Source organism: Cobetia sp. 29-18-1, assembly GCF_029846405.1.
Classification (GTDB): Bacteria; Pseudomonadota; Gammaproteobacteria; order Pseudomonadales; family Halomonadaceae; genus Cobetia; species Cobetia amphilecti.
Genome location: NZ_JARWKS010000001.1, coordinates 426957 through 441500, shown reverse-complemented (window position 1 = coordinate 441500; position 14544 = coordinate 426957). Strand labels below are relative to the sequence as shown.

At 63.9% G+C, this 14544-nt stretch carries 12 protein-coding genes; 4 read left to right on the top strand and 8 right to left on the bottom strand.

The window, feature by feature from the left end; all coding sequences use genetic code 11:
• Window positions 1-143: 143 nt before the first annotated feature.
• Window positions 144-770, top strand: coding sequence for a phosphoadenosine phosphosulfate reductase family protein (locus QD208_RS01755; RefSeq protein ID WP_107335490.1), 627 nt, complete (start codon window positions 144-146; stop codon window positions 768-770).
• A gap of 166 nt (window positions 771-936) precedes the next feature.
• Here QD208_RS01755 and cysB read toward each other — a convergent pair whose 3' ends face one another.
• Window positions 937-1908, bottom strand: coding sequence for an HTH-type transcriptional regulator CysB (gene cysB / locus QD208_RS01750; RefSeq protein WP_043333969.1), 972 nt, complete (start codon window positions 1906-1908; stop codon window positions 937-939).
• 176 nt (window positions 1909-2084) lie between these two features.
• On the opposite strand from cysB, the gene QD208_RS01745 reads away from it, so the two are divergent.
• On the top strand, window positions 2085-2861 hold the full coding sequence (locus QD208_RS01745) for a sulfite exporter TauE/SafE family protein (RefSeq protein WP_043333970.1): 777 nt from the start codon (window positions 2085-2087) through the stop codon (window positions 2859-2861).
• A gap of 250 nt (window positions 2862-3111) precedes the next feature.
• Complete coding sequence (trxA, locus tag QD208_RS01740) at window positions 3112-3435, top strand: thioredoxin (RefSeq protein ID WP_043333971.1); 324 nt, start codon at window positions 3112-3114, stop codon at window positions 3433-3435.
• A 134-nt stretch (window positions 3436-3569) separates the two neighbouring features.
• Here trxA and QD208_RS01735 read toward each other — a convergent pair whose 3' ends face one another.
• The 5 genes from QD208_RS01735 to QD208_RS01715 all read right to left on the bottom strand — a co-directional run bounded on the left by QD208_RS01735 (window position 3570) and on the right by QD208_RS01715 (window position 10957).
• A complete protein-coding gene (locus QD208_RS01735; protein ID WP_225347551.1) occupies window positions 3570-4790 on the bottom strand; it encodes an AI-2E family transporter in 1221 nt (406 codons plus the stop codon).
• A 400-nt stretch (window positions 4791-5190) separates the two neighbouring features.
• Window positions 5191-7002, bottom strand: coding sequence for an acyl-CoA dehydrogenase C-terminal domain-containing protein (locus QD208_RS01730; protein ID WP_279835426.1), 1812 nt, complete (start codon window positions 7000-7002; stop codon window positions 5191-5193).
• 455 nt (window positions 7003-7457) lie between these two features.
• Window positions 7458-8222 carry an SDR family NAD(P)-dependent oxidoreductase gene (locus tag QD208_RS01725; RefSeq protein ID WP_279835424.1) on the bottom strand — a complete coding sequence of 255 codons (765 nt, stop codon included), beginning with the start codon at window positions 8220-8222 and terminating at the stop codon, window positions 7458-7460.
• 168 nt (window positions 8223-8390) lie between these two features.
• Window positions 8391-10061 carry an AMP-binding protein gene (locus QD208_RS01720; protein WP_279835422.1) on the bottom strand — a complete coding sequence of 557 codons (1671 nt, stop codon included), beginning with the start codon at window positions 10059-10061 and terminating at the stop codon, window positions 8391-8393.
• Window positions 10062-10339: 278 nt separating this feature from the next.
• Entirely contained in the window at window positions 10340-10957 is a 618-nt protein-coding gene (locus QD208_RS01715) for a TetR/AcrR family transcriptional regulator (RefSeq protein ID WP_279835420.1), read from the bottom strand.
• Between the two features lie 117 nt (window positions 10958-11074).
• Between QD208_RS01715 and QD208_RS01710 the strand changes: the two genes are divergently transcribed.
• On the top strand, window positions 11075-12295 hold the full coding sequence (locus tag QD208_RS01710) for an acetyl-CoA C-acyltransferase (RefSeq protein WP_279834538.1): 1221 nt from the start codon (window positions 11075-11077) through the stop codon (window positions 12293-12295).
• Between the two features lie 146 nt (window positions 12296-12441).
• Here the strand turns inward: QD208_RS01710 and pstB are convergent, their stop codons facing one another.
• Together pstB and pstA are read right to left on the bottom strand one after the other, a co-directional pair.
• The gene (gene pstB / locus QD208_RS01705; protein WP_153635115.1) at window positions 12442-13284 is read right to left on the bottom strand and encodes a phosphate ABC transporter ATP-binding protein PstB; all 843 of its coding nucleotides are present in this window, start codon (window positions 13282-13284) and stop codon (window positions 12442-12444) included.
• 81 nt (window positions 13285-13365) lie between these two features.
• Window positions 13366-14532, bottom strand: a complete 1167-nt coding sequence (pstA, locus tag QD208_RS01700; RefSeq protein WP_043333976.1) for a phosphate ABC transporter permease PstA — start codon at window positions 14530-14532, stop codon at window positions 13366-13368.
• Window positions 14533-14544 lie beyond the last annotated feature (12 nt).

Here is a 14544-nt window from a genome sequence, read left to right as displayed (position 1 = left end):
GAAGCAGTGCCTGCCTTTGATAGGGTAGGCGCATTCCTGCACGTCTCCTTGAGCGCTACCCGCCTCTGCTGATGGCCTTTCCTGGCCATTGATCAGCCCTGCGCCCCGCTCCATCGGACGTGCCCTCGTTCTGGAGATTCCTCATGTCCGATACCTTCGATCTCGCCCGCATCAATGCCGAATTCGGCAACGACCCGGAAGCCCTGACCCGCTGGGCTCTGTCGCTGGACAAGCACGCCATCTGCACCACGAATTTCCGTCCCTTCGAGGCGGTGATCCTGCACATGGTGACGCGCTTCCGTCCTGACATCCCGATCGTGTGGATGGACAACGGCTACAACACCGATGCCACCTATCGCTTCGCCGATGAGGTGACGCGCAAGCTGAACCTGAACCGCATCATCTATCTGCCGCAGCGCACTCGCGCCCACCGTGAAGCCGTCGATGGCCTCACGCCGCATATCGATGACCCGCGCCATGAAGCCTTCACCCATGAAGTGAAGCTCGAACCCTTCGAACGTGCGCTGCGCGAGCTGAACCCCGAGATGTGGTTCACCGCCGTGCGCGCCAGTGACACCGCCTTCCGTGCCGGCATGCAGCCGGTCTCGCTGAACGGCGATGGCCTGATCAAGGTCGCCCCGGTGCTCAACTGGTCATCCAAGCAGATGCACGAGTATCTGGTCGCCCACGACCTGCCCAACGAGTTCGACTACGTCGACCCGACCAAGGCGGAAGACAACCGCGAGTGTGGCCTGCACCTGGCACACTGAGCCCTGTGGTTGACGCTGTGCGCTCGAGCCGCCCAGCCAGCAAAAAGCCCGCCTCTCAGGAGGCGGGCTTTTTCATCTGTACTGTGGCAGATCAGGCGAGCGGCACTCAGTCCACCGACACTCAGTCCACCGACACTCAGCCAACCGGCACTCAGCGCACCGGCACTCAGCGCACCGGCAGCTCGATATCGTGGAAGATCTCGTGCTCGTGGCGCGGGCCGGCGGCCAGTGCCGCTTCAACACGCTCGCGCGTCAGGTGCGGCGCGAAGCGCTCGACGAATTCGAACATGTAGCTGCGCATGAAGGTGCCGCGACGGATGCCGATCTTGGTCGTGGAGCTCTCGAACAGATGCGTGGCGTCCAGCGCGACCAGGTCCTCGTCGGCCACCTCGTCCACCGCCATGTGCGCGACGATGCCGATGCCCATGCCGAGACGCACATAGGTCTTGATGACATCGGCGTCCGAGGCGGTCAGCACCACGTTGGGCGCCAGGCCGTGGGACTTGAAGGCATCGTCCAGCTGGCTGCGCCCGGTGAAGCCGTAGGTGTAAGTGACCAGCGCATAACTGGCCAGCGACTCGAGGGTCAGCTCCTCGCCATTGGCCAGCGGATGATCCTTGGGCACCAGCACGCAGCGGTTCCAGCGATAGCACGGCAGCAGGATGAGGTCGTTGAACAGCTCCAGCGACTCGGTGCAGATGGCGAAATCGGCCTGACCTTCACTGACCATGTTGGCGATCTGCTTCGGCGTGCCCTGCTGCATGTGCAGCGCGACATCCGGGTACTTGCGCGTGAAATCGGCGATCACCGGCGGCAAGGCATAACGCGCCTGGGTGTGCGTGGTGGCGATCGACAGGCTGCCGCGACGGTCGTCACTGTGCTCCTGGGCGACGTGCTTGATGTTCTCCACCGTGCGCAGCACCTGGCTTGCCAGCTCGACGATGGACTCGCCGGCCGGGGTCACCCGCGTCAGGTGCTTGCCACTGCGTGCGAAAATTTCGACGCCAAGTTCATCTTCCAGCAGACGAATCTGCTTGGAAATGCCCGGCTGGGAGGTATACAGACTTTGCGCGGTGGCGGACACATTCAAGTTGTGACGGGTGACTTCCCAGATATAACGCAACTGCTGGAGTTTCATGCGGCTTCACTCTCCTGAGAAGCACCATCGACGCGACGCGGCGTGACAGTGGCCCGGACATGGCCGGTCACCTTGCTAAGATGATCGGGCGATAAAATCATGAATAATGATTCCTTTCGGGAATATACGCTCAAGAGTAGATTGGCGACAGTAACCTGACAAGGGGGTAGGTAGGGATGGAAGTCACACAACTGCTGCTATACGTGCTGGCAGGCGCCGGAGTGGGTTTCGCGGTCGGTGTCACTGGCGTGGGCGGCGGCTCGCTGATGACGCCCCTATTGTTGATGTTCGGCTTCCCGCCGCACATCGCCGTGGGCACCGACCTGCTCTATGCCTCCATTACCAAGGCAGGCGGTGCCTTCGCGCACCATCGCCAGGGCCATGTGGACTGGACCATCGCCCGGCGCCTGGCCATCGGCTCGCTGCCGGCGGCGCTGTTGACGATTGCGGTCCTGCACACCTTCTTCACTGACCCCACCGCCTACGCGGGCCTGATCAAGGGCATGCTGGGCGTGATGTTGATCCTCACCGCCGGCGTGCTGCTGTTCAAGAAGCGCCTGCTGGGGCTGATCAGCCCGGAAAGCTTCATCGTACGCCACGCGGCACCGCTGACCGTGCTGTCAGGCATCGTGCTCGGCGTGTGCGTCACCCTGTCCTCCGTGGGTGCCGGCGCCTTCGGCGCTGCCGTGCTGATCATGCTGTTCCCGCTGTTGAGCACCGCGCGCATCGTCGGCACCGATATCGCTCACGCGGTCCCGCTGACCCTGGTCGCGGGACTGGGCCACCTGTGGCTGGGCAACGTCGACTTCCTGTTGCTCGGCGCGTTGCTGGTCGGCTCACTGCCCGCCATCAGCCTGGGCGCACGCCTGACACGCCACATGCCCAGCGGCCTGCTGCAGGGCCTGCTGACGACACTGCTGCTGGGGCTGGGCATCCGTTACGCCTTCTTCTGAGCTCTCCTTGCTGCGGGATCCTTCACACAGGCAATACCAAAGTCGGGGCAGGCAATCCACATTGCCTGCCCCGTTGCTATTCCCTCAAACCAATAAAACAGCTATAAAAACACTAGCGATCATAACCCCGTGCTATTGAGCCGATGGACAATGCCCATTTGTCAGTGATGCAAAGTGGCGCTACCATCGGACGCAGCCTGCATGTCCGGCAATGCCGCAGACAGCGAAACGAATCCCCTGGAGAAACAAGATGTCCAATCACGTCGATGTCACCGGCGCCAACTTCGAACAGGAAGTTCTCAACGCTGAAGCCCCGGTCCTGCTGAAGTTCTGGGCCCCGTGGTGTGGTCCGTGCAAGATGATGGCGCCGGTCGTCGAAGAAGTCGCCAACGAGAAAGGCGAAGGCCTGAAGATCGTCAACGTCAATGTCGATGACGCGCCGGAAATCGCTGCCGAGCAAGGCGTGCGTGGCGTGCCGACCGTGATCCTGTTCAAGTCCGGCGCCAAGGTCGCCTCTCTGGTCGGTGCCCAGTCCAAGGGTCAGCTGAGCCAGTTCATCGAGCAGAACCTCTGAGTCGACTTGCTGACAGGTGACTGCCCCGCCAGCCACCGCGCACTGATTCGATAACCAAAGGCCCCGTCACGCTATGCGTGACGGGGCCTTTGGCATTCAGGCAGCGGGTCATCCTCGCAGAGCTGGCTCGCGGGTCATTCCTCCGCCATGCGTCGACGACGGCGAATCCGGCGCACGGAGGGGCCCAGCAGACGCGCCGCCCAGCGCGTGCCCGGGTGCGAGTCGAAGGCGATCTTGAGCGTCATGGTGATCGGCACCGACAACAGCATGCCCACCGGCCCGAACACCCAGCCCCACACCACCAGCGACAGGAAGGCGGCCAGCGTCGACAGCCCCAGGGTGCGCCCCATCACGCGCGGTTCGATCAAGTTGCCGAGAATGAAGTTGATCGCCAGATAACAGCCGCCCAGCATCAACGCCTTGACCGCGCCACCCTCCGGCATCACCAGCGTCAGCAACACCGCAGGCACCGCGGCCAGCGCCGAGCCGATGTTGGGGATGTAGTTGAGGCAGAAGGCCAGCGTGGCCCACAGGAAGGCGAACTCCACATCGAGCACCAGACAGCTGATCGCGACCAGTCCCCCGGTCACGAGGCTGATCAAGGTCTTGACCGCCAGATAGCGGCGCAGCGTCAGCGAGAACAGCGTGAAGCGGCGCAGACTGACATGCGGGCTGCGCAGCGTGCTGACCAGCTTGTCGCGCAGTGACAGCGCCTCATAGAGCAGGAAGGTGGCCGTCAGCACGATGATCACGCTCGAGGACAGAAGCCCCCCAAGTCCGGTCAGCAGGTTCGGCACCCACTGGGTCAACGAGGCCGGGTCGACCAGCTCGCTGAAGCGGGCCGGCGCGATGGATACGCCGCTGTCCGCCAGCCATTCCAGCATGCTCTGATACTGTTCGCGCAGGCTCTCCTCAAGCTTGGGCATCTCATCGCTGAACAGGGTGAAGCGCGAGACCAGCAGCGCCGTCAGCGACGAGAACAGCACGCAGACCGTCAGGATGACGATCGGCACCCCGAAGCGTTGCCCGATGCCGTGACGGGCCAGCCAGCGCACCGGCGCGTCGCAGACCGCGGCGACGAACACCGCCAGCAGCAGCGGGACTACCAGGTCCGCCGCCAGCTTGAGGCCGCCGATGATGATGACCACTGCGGCCATGCCGACCAGCAAGGGGTGAATCTCCAGCGCGCGGCGCACATTGGGCGCATGGCGAGAACGTCCGGAGCGTTCGAGCGCCTCCTGCTGACGCTCGTCGCGTGGCACCTGCATGCGTGTCACGGCCTCCTCGATGGAAGTGCCCTCACTGACGCTGCGTGGCTCGCCAACGCTATCGTCAGGCGCTTGCGCATCAGCCATCTGCGCCTCGGGCGGCACTTCCTCGTGTCGCGATCTTTCCTCAGGCGTATCGTTCGCGTGCATCCTGCGCCACCTATCCTGTCAGTGCTTGCCATCAGTACTTGCCATCAGTACTTGCGAGTCGTTGCCCCGCGGGTTCCTCGGGACAGCCTTCGATGCGCCTATCTTGGGCGCATGCCTGTCACAAGCCAAGACTGAAACGAGATTGATTGCTCGTGTCGGGGAAAACCCGCGCTCCCCTCAAGACGCACAAAAAATGGGGAGACCGAAGTCTCCCCAAGGGTACCGAGTCAGAGCGCACTGACTGGAGGCATAAGACACGACTGTTGCCGATACATCTAACTGCTGAGTCTTGAAACTGCTGTCAGGCTTGAAACTGCTGTCAGGCTTGAAGCCGTCATCAGATCTCGAAGCCGCTGCCGAAGCCTTCCACCGTCGGCGCCATCAGCGTCTCGCCACCGGCACGAATCATCGCGGCATGGCCTTGCGTGCGCGGCAGGATGCGCTGGAAGTAGAAGCGCGCGGTATCCAGCTTGGCCTGATAGAAGGCAGCGTCCCCTTCGCCGGCCGCCAGCGCGGCCCTGGCCGTCTCACCGGCCCGCGCCCACAGGTAGCCCAGCGTGACGTAGCCGGCATACATCAGGTAATCGACACTGGCCGCGCCGACCGCTTCGCGGTCCTGCATCGCACCCATGCCCACCGCCATGGTCAGCTCGCCCCATTCGCGGTTGAGCTCGGCGAGCGGATTGGCAAACTCGCTGCCTTCGCTGGCCTGACAGAACTTGTGGATCTCCTTGGTGAAGACCTTTAGCGATTCGCCCTGGCTCATCAGGATCTTGCGGCCCAGCAGGTCCAGCGCCTGGATACCGGTGGTGCCTTCATAGAGCAGGGTGATACGCGCATCGCGCACGAACTGCTCCATGCCCCACTCCTGAATGAAGCCGTGGCCGCCATAGACCTGCACGCCGTGATTGGTCGCCTCGAAGCCGGTCTCGGTCAGGAAGGCCTTGACGATGGGCGTCAGCAGGCCGAGCAAGGTATCGGCACGTGCCTTGTCTTCGCTGTCCGGGGCGTTCTCGACGATGTCATTGAACTGGGCGGCGTACATCACCAGCATGCGCCCGCCCTCGGCGATGGCCTTCTGGGTCAGCAGCATGCGGCGCACGTCCGGATGCACGATGATCGGGTCGGCCGCCTTCTCCGGTGCCTTGGCGCCAGACAGGGCACGCATCTGCAGACGGTCACGCGCATAGCTCAGCGCATTCTGGAAGCTGGCCTCGGCCAGCGCCACGCCCTGGATCCCCACGCCGAGACGCGCGGCATTCATCATGGTGAACATGCAGGCCAGTCCCTTGTGCGGCGGGCCGACCAGATAGCCTGTGGCGGAATCGAAGTTCATCACGCAGGTCGCGTTGCCGTGAATGCCCATCTTGTGCTCGATGGAGCCACAGCTGACGCCGTTGCGCTCACCGGCTTCGCCATTGGCGTCGGGCAGGAACTTGGGCACCACGAACAGCGAGATGCCACGCGAGCCTTCCGGAGCATCCGGCAGCTTGGCCAGCACCAGGTGCACGATGTTCTCGGACAGATCGTGCTCACCGGCCGAGATGAAGATCTTGGTGCCGCTGATGCGGTAGCCCTTGCTGCCATCGCTGTCATCCGGTGGCACGGCGCGGGTCTTGATCAGTCCCAGGTCCGTGCCGCAATGCGGTTCGGTCAGGCACATGGTGCCGGTCCAGCTGCCTTCGACCAGCTTGGTCAGATAGGTCTGCTTGAGCACCTCGCTGCCGTGATGCTCGAGTGCATTCATCGCGCCATGCGACAGACCCGGATACATGCCCCACGACAGGTTGGCGGAGGCAACCATTTCCGAGAGTACCATCGCCAGTGACGGCGGCAGGCCCTGACCACCATGCTCCGGTGAGGCAGCCAGACTCGGCCAGCCGCCCTCGACATACTGCTGATAGGCAGCCTTGAAGCCGCTCGGCGCCTTGACCTCGCCGCCCTCGAAGGTACAGCCCTCGCGATCGCCCGACTGGTTCAGCGGCGTCAGCACCTCGTGCGCGAAGCGTGCGCCCTCCTCGAGGATGGCGGTCACGATATCGTCGCTGGCCTCATCGCCACCCGGCAGGCTGGCATAGTGCGCGGGATAGTCGAGCAGCTCATTCATCACGAAGCGGATGTCGCGCAACGGCGCCTGATAGTCCGGCATGCTTTACTCCTTGAGCCGTCGCGACGCGGCGGCACTGACCTGAACAACGACAGGTGGCGGCAGGACGCTTGTCAGGCGGCGCAACACTCACTCGAGCAATGAAGAAGCGAGTCGCTGGCGGCGAACAGGTCTGACGCAACACTATCAAACATGTGTTTGAAATTAACGCCTCCTTCGCCATACCGTCAAGCGGTCGTTTGATTTCTGACCTGCGACATTGGTGGCAAGCCCTGTCTCATCAATGGCAAGCCCTGTCTTCAGGCCGCGCCGCGCGCACGGCAGACACAAAAAGACACACACTAAAAACAGAAACAAAAAAGCCCGACCGCAGCCGCGATCGAGCAATATCTCCCCCAGAGATAACCTGTCCTGCAAGATTCCTTGTGTACCGTGCTCTCTCCAGAAAGCTGATCCAGAGAGCCCGATCCAGACGATAAAGGTCTTACCCGCCAGCCTCAGGCCATGCGAATGCTGCCATCGAGGCGGATCACCTCCCCGTTGAGCATGCTGTTGGTGATGATGTGCTCGGCCAGACGCGCGAACTCATCGGGCTTGCCCAGACGCTTGGGAAACGGCACCGCCTCGCACAACGCTTCGCGGGCCGGCTCCGGAATGCCGGCCATCATCGGTGTCTCGAACACGCCGGGCGCGATCGCCATCACGCGAATGCCATGGCGTGCCAGCTCACGCGCCATCGGCAGCGTCATGCCGGCGACCCCGGCCTTGGAGGCGCTATAGGCACACTGCCCCACCTGGCCATCGAAGGCCGCGACCGAGGCGGTATTGAGAATGATGCCCCGCTCGCCGTCCTCGCCTTCGGCGGCATTGCGCGCCATGCGTGCCGCCGTCAGGCGCGCCACGTTGAAGGTGCCGCTAAGATTGATCGCCAGCGTCTTCTCGAAGCCCTCGAGCGGAGCAGGCTCGCCGTCACGGTCCACCAGCTTGGCGACGCTCACCACGCCGGCGCAATGGATCACTCCATGAATGGCACCGAAGGTCTGCTCCGCGACATCCAGCGCGGCCTCGACACTGGCGCTGTCGGTGATATCGCAATGACAGAAGCGTGCCGCCTCCCCCAGTGAATCGGCCTGTTCACGTGCGGTCTCGGCAAGATCCGCCAGCACCACCTGGCCGCCGGCCGCGACGATACGTGAGGCCGTGGCGGCCCCGAGGCCGGATGCTGCGCCGGTGATCAGAAAGCAGTGGTCGGCGATCTTCATGAAACGAGTCTCCCGAAAGGTGATGGCAGGAAGGTGATGACAGACCTGTGGTGACAGGCACGTGGTGACAGGCCGGTGGTGACAGGCGCGTGGTAACAGGCGCGTGGTAACAGACAAGCCCCGCCGGATAGCCGGCCGTGCCTGAAAGCCGCGTGTATGCCTCGGTGTTCAGCTCTCGCGCGCCTGTGCCCGCAGCAGGAAACGCTGGATCTTGCCCGACGGCGTCTTGGGCAGGCTGTCGACGAAGTGGATCTCGCGCGGATAGCTGTGCGCCGAAAGTCGCTGACGCACGCTGGCGCGAATTTCCTCCGCCAGCTCGTCACTGCCGACATGGCCATCGCGCAGCACCACATAGGCCTTGATGATCTCGCCGCGCAGCGCATCCGGCTTGCCGACCGCCGCCGATTCCGCCACCGCCGGATGCACCAGCACAGCGTTCTCGACATCCGCCGGGCCGACGCGATAGCCCGCGGTGGTGATGATGTCGTCATCACGCCCGGCGAAGGTGAAGCGGCCATCGGGCTCTGCCACCACCACGTCTCCAGTCAGGTAATAACCCTCGACGCAGGGCTGTTTTTCCTGCCAGGTGTAGCCGGCGAAGAAGTGCGCGGGAGAGCGGGCGATATCCACCGCCAGCACACCCGGCTCGCCCGGCGGCAGCTCACGATACTCGGCGTCGAGCACGGCCAGTCGATAGCCGGGCAGCGGGAAGCCGACACTGCCAACCACGACCTCATGGGCCAGCGCGTGATGATTGCAGCAGGTCATGCCGGTCTCGGTCTGGCCGTAATGGTCCATCACCGCACAGCCCAGCTCCCGCGCGACCCAGCCCACCACCTCGGTGTTGAGGGGCTCGCCGGCCGAGCTTGCGACCCGCAGGTTCAGGCGCTCGAAGGCGCCTTCACCAAGCCCGGAGGCCTTGAGCATGCGATAGGCCGTGGGCGCGGCCGCGAAATTGTCGATGCGGTGACGCTCCATGAAGGCCAGCCCGCCTTCTGCACTGAACGGCGCCTGCATGAAGTAGGTGGTGGCACCCAGCAGCAGCGGGCCGGTGATGGCGTAGTAGAGGCCGTAGGCCCAGCCGGGGTCGGCCATGTTCCAGAAGCGCTCGCCGGGGCGCAGGTCCACCGCCAGTCGTTGATAGAGCCAGAAGGCGGGCAGCGCATTCAGCGCCACCGCCACGCCCTTGGGCTTGCCGACCGTGCCGGAGGTGAACATCTGCAGGAAGGGCGCCTCCGCCGGAAGCCACACCGGCGGCTCGGTCAGTGGCTCGCTCTGCATCAATGTCTGCCAGTCGAGATCGCCCGCCTCCAGCGCATCTCCCTCACCGCGCACGCAGATGATCACGGGATGGCGGGCAAGCTCAGTGAACTTGCTGCGCTGGCTCGTCTCGGTGATCACTATCTGCGTCTCGGCGCGCGACAGGCGATAGTCGAGCGCATCGGTGCCAAAGGCGGTGAACAGCGGCTGATAGACGGCGCCCAGCCGCCAGGTCGCGGCCAGCGCGATCATCAGCTCCGGCGTGCGCGACAGCATGCAGGCGACCCGCTGCCCCGCCATCACACCCTGTGCCTTCAAGGCAGCCGCCATCCGCGCGCTCTGCTCATCGAGCTGTGCGTAACTCAGCTCACGCACCCGGCCCTGTTCGTCTTCGTGGACCAGCGCGATACGATCGCCCTGCCCGGCGCGCAGATGACGCCCGACACACGCCTCATAGGCATTGCCGAGCTCGCCTTCGCCGTCGGCGTCGAGCGGCGTGGTGAACAATTCATCGCGCAGTGTCTGGATATCGAAGGCGGCCAGATAATCGCTCAGCGTCTGGCTGGCGGCGGGTTGCATGGCGTGTGAATTCGCAGATGCAGCAGAGGCGGCGCGTGACGTGCGGTTTGTTGTTGTATCGCTTGGCGTCATGGCGTGACTGGCTCCTGAGTGGTGCTCCGGGGCGAAGTGAGATGACTGGGCACCAGTCATCTACAGTTAACGTAAACGTCAAGTTAGCGACAAGCCTGTCGGGCGGCAAGCATTGTGACGCTCGACTGGCCAAAAGTTGCAGACGCCGTGTAACGGACGCCGTGTAGCGGACGCCGTGTAACGCACGCTGAGTAGCAGACGCTGGCTCAGGGCAGGCGACACAGGCTGTCGACCAGCGCCTCGGCCAGCTCATCGGGGGAGCGCTCTCCATCGGGGCGATACCAGCGTACCGTCCAGTTGAGCGCGCCGAGCATGAACTGGCGCAGCAGTGCGGCGTCGCCCTTGAGCAGCCCTGCGGCCACGGCGGAGGCGATGGCGTCACGCCACAGGTCTTCGTAGTCATCGCGCAGCTGGACGAGATGCTCGCGCGCCGGGCCCTCCAGCCGCCGCCACTCATAGAGCGCGACCACATGGGCATTGCGATCAGTGAGCAGCGTGTCCAGATGTGCACGCGCCAGGGCCAGCAGTCGTTCACGCGCCTGTTGCTGCGACGCCGCCGAGGCGGTCACTTCGCTTGCCTGGTGCGGCTCGCAGCGCGCCAGATGCTCACGGGCGATGGCCAGTGCACTGAACATGCCCTCCTCGATCACGGCGCACAGAATTTCCTGCTTGTCGGCGAAGTGATGGAAGAGACTGCCGGACTTGATGCCCATTTCCTGGGCCAGCATGCGGACGGTGGTGCGATCGAAACCCTCCTCGACGAACAGGCGGGCAGCGATACGGACCAGCTCCTTGCGACGGGGTGAGGCGGTGGCTACATTCATCGTATAACTAGCGCTTGCTTGGTTTATGGGATTGAATGGATCAAAGCATAGCCACGCAGTGATCACAACGCCGACTGCACGACTCGATATTCCAATAACAAGACACAGGAGACCGTCATGACGACCGCTTCCCGCACTACGCCAAGCCCCGCCGCCAGCGCCGATGACATCGTGATTCTCGCCGGTGCCCGCACGCCGATGGGGGGCCTCAAGGGCTCACTCTCGACGCTGAGCGCACCCCAGCTCGCCGCCGTGGCCATCAAGGCGGCCATCGAACGCGCTGGCCTCACGCCTGCCGATGTCGACGAGGGCATCTTCGGCTGCGTGCTGCCAGCCGGCGTCAAGCAGGGCCCGGCGCGGCAGGCCATGCGTCAGGCCGGCGTGCCGGACAGCATCGGCGCTACCACCATCAACAAGCTGTGCGGTTCCGGCATGAAGGCCACCATGCTGGCGCATGACCTGATTCGCGCGGGCACCAACCGCATCATGCTGGCCGGCGGGATGGAATCGATGTCCAACGCCCCGCATCTGCTCACCCAGGCACGTGGCGGCTATCGTCTCGGCCATGGCGAGCTGAAGGACCACATGTTCTTCGATGGGCTGGAAGACGCCGAGACCGGCAAGCTGATGGGCGTGTTCGCCCAGGAAGTGGCCGATGCCCGCGGCTATGATCGCCAGCGCATGGACGACTTCGCCATCGAATCGCTAAGGCGTGCCATGACGGCGACCGAGTCGGGTGACATCGCGCCGGAAATCGCCGCCGTCACGGTCAAGAGCCGCAAGGGCGAGAGCGTGGTCGAGCAGGACGAGCAGCCCTTCCAGGCCAACCTCGACAAGATTCCCACCCTGCGCCCGGCCTTCGCCAAGGACGGCACCATCACCGCCGCCAATGCCAGCTCCATCTCCGACGGCGCCTCGGCACTGGTGCTGACACGCCGTGATGAAGCCGAACGACGCGGGCTGGCCGTCAAGGCGCGTATCCTCGGACACAGCACCCACTCCCAGCACCCCAGCGAATTCACGCTGGCGCCCATCGGCGCCATCGACACGCTGATGAAGCGCCTGGAGTGGACCACAGAAGACGTCGACCTGTTCGAGATCAACGAGGCCTTCGCGGTGGTCACCCTGCTGGCGATGGACGCCCACGACATCCCGCACGACAAGGTCAATGTCTTCGGCGGCGCCTGCGCCCAGGGGCATCCGGTGGGCTCCACCGGCTCGCGCATCATCGTCACCCTGATCAACGCGCTGGAGCGCCGCGGCAAGAAGCGCGGCATCGCGGCGCTGTGCATCGGCGGCGGCGAAGCCACCGCGATCGCCGTCGAACTGGAAGGCTGATCCGCCAGCAGACACTGAGCCAACCTGATGCTTGAAACGACACGAGGCCCGGATCATTGATCCGGGCCTCGTGTCATCGTGCGGCCTGCAATGCTCTCAGGCAGCGATCAAGGGCTCAGCCTTCCGAGCCCTGACGCTGGCGCCGCTTAGCCATAGCGACCGGTGATGTAGTCCTCGGCCTTCTTGGTGTTCGGGTTGGAGAACATGGTCTTGGTGTCGTTGTACTCCACCAGCTCACCCATGTGGAAGAAGGCGGTGTAATCGGCGACACGCGCCGCCTGCTGCATGTTGTGCGTCACGGTGACGATGGAGAACTGGGTCTTCAGCTTGTCCATCAGGTCTTCGATGGTCGCGGTGGAGATCGGGTCGAGTGCCGAGGTCGGCTCATCCATCAGGATGACGTCCGGCTTGACCGCGATGGCACGCGCGATGCACAGACGCTGCTGCTGACCACCGGACAGCGAGGTGCCCGGCTGGTCGAGAATGTCCTTCACTTCTTCCCACAGACCCGCATCACGCAGCGCGCTCTCGACCAGATCATCCTTGTCGGCGCGACGGCTGACCAGGTCGTGCATGGTCGGCGCGTAGGCGATGTTGTCGTAGATGGACTTGGGGAACGGGTTCGGCTTCTGGAACACCATGCCGACGCGACGACGCAATGCCACTTCATCCATGTTGCGCGCGTTGACGTCACGGCCATCCATCTCGACCAGACCTTCGATGCGCACGCTGCGGATCAGGTCATTCATGCGGTTCAGGCAGCGCAGGAAGGTCGACTTGCCACAACCGGACGGGCCGATCAGAGCGGTGACGTTCTTCTGGAAGACATCGATGTTGATGTTCTTCAACGCCTGCTTCTCGCCGTACCACAGGTTGAGGTCTTCCACGCGAATGGCCAGCTCGTGGTTGGCATCTTCGTTGATGACGACCGGGCTACCGGGACGAGTGGCGGCGGCAGGCTTGGCGGGAGTGGCGACGGTGCTGTTCATGTCTCGTATTCCTTGATGAGTCGTGGGCCAGGGCTAAGGGTGGAAGGCGACCGGCCAATCGGCGGGCCGCCTCGCAGCTGCCTACCAGCGACGCTCGAATTTCTTGCGCAGCATCACGGCTGCGGCATTGAGTAGGATCAGCACTGACAGCAGCACCAGGATGCCCGCCGCAGTACGTTCAACATAGGCCTGCTCCGGCTCGCCCGCCCAGGTGAATATCTGGGCCGGCAGCACGGTGGCAGCCTGGGTGATGGCGGTCGGCGCATCCGGAATGAAGGCCACCATGCCGACGATGATCAACGGCGCGGTCTCGCCCATCGCCTGTGCCAGGCCGATGATGGAACCGGTCAGGATTCCCGGCAGTGACAGCGGCAGCACGTGGTCACGCACCACCTGCCAGCGGGAGCAGCCGACGCCGAAGGCGGCCTGACGAATGGTGTCCGGTACGCTGCGCAGCGCCGAGCGCGTGGTGATGATGATCACCGGCAAGGTCATCAGACCCAGCGTCAGACCACCGACCAGCGGGGAGGAACGCGGCATGCCGAAGAAGTTGATGAAGATCGCCAGACCCAGCAGACCGAACAGGATCGACGGCACCGCCGCCAGGTTGTTGATGTTGATCTCGATGGCCTGGGTGAAGCGGTTGTCCGGAGCGAACTCCTCCAGATAGACCGCCGTCAGCACGCCGACCGGGAAGGCGAAGGCCAGCGTGACCAGCAGTGTCAGGATCGTGCCCATCGCGGCCGACCAGATACCGGCGTATTCCGGCAGCTTCGAATCACCGGTGGTGAAGAAGTTGATGTTGAACTTGAGCTCGGCCGTGCCGTTCTCGATCATGCGATCCAGCACGGCGGTCTGCTTGGGCTTCAGGTGTGACTTGTGGCCCTTGAGGTACTGGTCGACCTGGTCATCGGCGATCACCCAGCGGTCGATCGTCTGCCCCATCAGGCTGGCGTCAGCGGCCATGTCGCGCGGCAGCTGGCGCAGCCAGCCGCGGCTGACCAGATCACGCACGTCTTCTTCCACCGCTGCCAGCGGGATTTCCTGCGACTGCTCGCTGTAGGTGACCGGCACGTGCAGTTCTGCCTGCTGGAAGGCCGGGTAGCCGCGCATGACCATGTCGCCGATGAAGACCACCAGGAAGGTGGCGGCCAGGGCGAGTGCGCCCATGGACATGAATTTCAGGCGCTTGGTGCGGCGATGACGGCCCTTCAGCTGGGCCGAGATATCGTCGAATGAATGGCTCATGTCTAGTCTCGG

What these genes read in the sequence shown, in the direction of transcription:
- QD208_RS01755 (WP_107335490.1), top strand. Translation starts at nt 144, where the DNA reads ATGTCCGATACCTTCGATCTCGCCCGCATCAATGCCGAATTCGGCAAC.
- cysB (WP_043333969.1), bottom strand. Translation starts at nt 1,908, where the DNA reads ATGAAACTCCAGCAGTTGCGTTATATCTGGGAAGTCACCCGTCACAAC.
- QD208_RS01745 (WP_043333970.1), top strand. Translation starts at nt 2,085, where the DNA reads ATGGAAGTCACACAACTGCTGCTATACGTGCTGGCAGGCGCCGGAGTG.
- trxA (WP_043333971.1), top strand. Translation starts at nt 3,112, where the DNA reads ATGTCCAATCACGTCGATGTCACCGGCGCCAACTTCGAACAGGAAGTT.
- QD208_RS01735 (WP_225347551.1), bottom strand. Translation starts at nt 4,790, where the DNA reads ATGGCTGATGCGCAAGCGCCTGACGATAGCGTTGGCGAGCCACGCAGC.
- QD208_RS01730 (WP_279835426.1), bottom strand. Translation starts at nt 7,002, where the DNA reads ATGCCGGACTATCAGGCGCCGTTGCGCGACATCCGCTTCGTGATGAAT.
- QD208_RS01725 (WP_279835424.1), bottom strand. Translation starts at nt 8,222, where the DNA reads ATGAAGATCGCCGACCACTGCTTTCTGATCACCGGCGCAGCATCCGGC.
- QD208_RS01720 (WP_279835422.1), bottom strand. Translation starts at nt 10,061, where the DNA reads ATGCAACCCGCCGCCAGCCAGACGCTGAGCGATTATCTGGCCGCCTTC.
- QD208_RS01715 (WP_279835420.1), bottom strand. Translation starts at nt 10,957, where the DNA reads ATGAATGTAGCCACCGCCTCACCCCGTCGCAAGGAGCTGGTCCGTATC.
- QD208_RS01710 (WP_279834538.1), top strand. Translation starts at nt 11,075, where the DNA reads ATGACGACCGCTTCCCGCACTACGCCAAGCCCCGCCGCCAGCGCCGAT.
- pstB (WP_153635115.1), bottom strand. Translation starts at nt 13,284, where the DNA reads ATGAACAGCACCGTCGCCACTCCCGCCAAGCCTGCCGCCGCCACTCGT.
- pstA (WP_043333976.1), bottom strand. Translation starts at nt 14,532, where the DNA reads ATGAGCCATTCATTCGACGATATCTCGGCCCAGCTGAAGGGCCGTCAT.